General features: G+C 41.8%; 1 protein-coding gene. It reads left to right on the forward strand.

Annotated features, from left to right (window positions below; translation table 11 throughout):
- Positions 1-318 precede the first annotated feature (318 nt).
- Complete coding sequence (locus U9Q77_11115; GenBank protein ID MEA3287906.1) at positions 319-1881, forward strand: transposase; 1563 nt, start codon at positions 319-321, stop codon at positions 1879-1881.
- Positions 1882-2184 lie beyond the last annotated feature (303 nt).

A 2184-nucleotide genomic window follows, 5' to 3' on the forward strand; every position in this document is an offset into this window, starting at 1 on the left:
CAAATCTTCTTATGTTGGAGTCAAGAATGACACCTCGAGGCCAGTCGGCAGCAGGCAGTATAAACTTGAAGAATAATTCAAGAACAATGAGTAATCCAATAGCTAGAGCCTGTCCGAAAAGCCCATACCAACTCATAAACTAAAATAAAATAGTTTCTTTCATTTCGCTCACTTAAGACAAGTCATATTCATACCAGCACAATATTCAGAATATTTACCAGTTTATTTCAATTACAAACACTTGACAAGAGTGCCGTATTTCAGTATATATTAAGGAGTTAGCTCACCAAAGCAATCCCTAACAGAAAGACGGCACTAATGGATTATACTCATTTACCTCAAGAAGGCAAGAGCTACTCCCTGTTTCCCCAAATTAGAGTCAACACTGAACTCAGTGAAATCCTCACAAGAGCCTTCGAGCTTTATGACAAATGTCCAGAAATCAGGCAGAAAATACTACATGACTTGGATGCTTATGCCCTGGAGAAGAAGAAAAAACGTTTGGCGGATGCCGCCTGGGCAAGGAAACAAACTCTTCCACTGGATCTCAATGCACTACCCGGCAAGTCTCAAGCGAAAATCAGGCTTGCTGTAGGCTCTCCGCGAATGACTCCGGAAGTTGTATACATGTTCATTATTCTGGAACAAACCTTTCACTCACTTACAGATAAGCAGGCTACAGAAAGGATCAAAGATTCCATGACACTTCAGTTCTTTTTTGACTTGTACAATTATCGTACTCCTCCGGCCAGATCAACACGTCATGAGAATGTCAGGAAAATCTCAAAGGCAACCATTAAATATATTTTACAGCAGCAGCTCAGACTGGTGCTGGACAAAGCGCTTGATGATTTTAAGCATCTTACGGTTGACAGCACGGCTGTGTGGGCTAATTGCCAGTGGCCTACAGATTCAGGTTTACTCAAGGATGTTTTTTACAGAGGTTATCATCTCAGCCAGCAACTTCATGAAAAATTTGGGATTCCTAATTTTTTACCGTGGTTCATGAGAACCTGGTTGTCTAAGATTGATAGTCTTAACTTTCAAATCAATACAACTTCCGGTAAGGGCTCGAAAGAGAAACGCAAAAAACTCTACCTTGAACTGTATGCCGTGGTTGAGAAAGCCAGTACGCATATGAGCAGAGAAATAACCAAACGCAGAATACAAAAAGAATCTGTGAATCTGGCACCGAGCAAAGTTCAACAGCTTAATACGTTATGGACTCGTATTGAAGGCTATATATCAGATTCCAAGGTGATTATGGCCTATTCCAGGGAACGCATCATTGAAGGTAAAAAGATAGAGAATGGAATCAAGGTTATCAGTCTCAGTGACAGTGCGGCAGCCTTCATCACAAAGGGAGATCGAGAAACAGTAGTGGGCTATCGGCCACAGCTTGGTAGAAGTGAGAATGGCTTTGTTACTGCTCTCATTGTTCCGAAGGGCAATGCTGCTGATGCTCCGAAGCTATTACCTCTTGTAGAAGACAGTATTAAGAATACCGGAGTTGTTCCCTCGGGCGTAAGTGGTGATGACGGCTATTGGTCTACCAAAGGAGTAGATGGAGTAAAAGTAATTGATGGTGTTGATTGGGTCAGCATTAGCGGCTCAAAAGGGAAAAGACATACTTCAAAAGAGGACTGGGATAGTGAGATATTCAAGAATGCCCGCAGAATGCGTTCAGCAGTAGAGTCCCTGATGTTTGTATTGAAGGATATTCTGGGCTTTGGACGGTTACGTCGTCGCGGCATTGAGGCCGTTGAAATTGAACTGCTTCAGAAGGTTATTGTGTACAATTTCAGGCAAATGGGTATTGTGGAGAAGAAAATACGCAATAAAGAGAGGAGAGAAAAGGCAAAACAATTTCAAGCGTCCTAAGCAAAGACGCTTTTTGCTCAGCAGGGAGTTGAATTACATAACTCTGAGGAGAGCTTGTACTAATTTTTTGAGAATTATACAACAAGCTGTGAAATCCGAGGAATCATCCTCGATTGATGTGATGCTGTCTTGAAATCACCCTGTTTTCAAGCATTCAATTGGAATATGTTCAGATTTGAAAGGCTTTCCGGATGGGCTCTGGCTAGTCCATTTGATTCTTCTCCAGCCCGCATCAGTTGGTCAATCAAATATTATGATAGCAGTACAAGTAATAATTCCTGTACAAGCCGGATACAACAACAT

Source organism: Candidatus Neomarinimicrobiota bacterium, assembly GCA_034716895.1.
GTDB lineage: Bacteria > Fidelibacterota > UBA8477 > UBA8477 > JABMPR01 > JABMPR01.

What these genes read in the sequence shown, in the direction of transcription:
- U9Q77_11115 (MEA3287906.1), top strand. Translation starts at nt 319, where the DNA reads ATGGATTATACTCATTTACCTCAAGAAGGCAAGAGCTACTCCCTGTTT.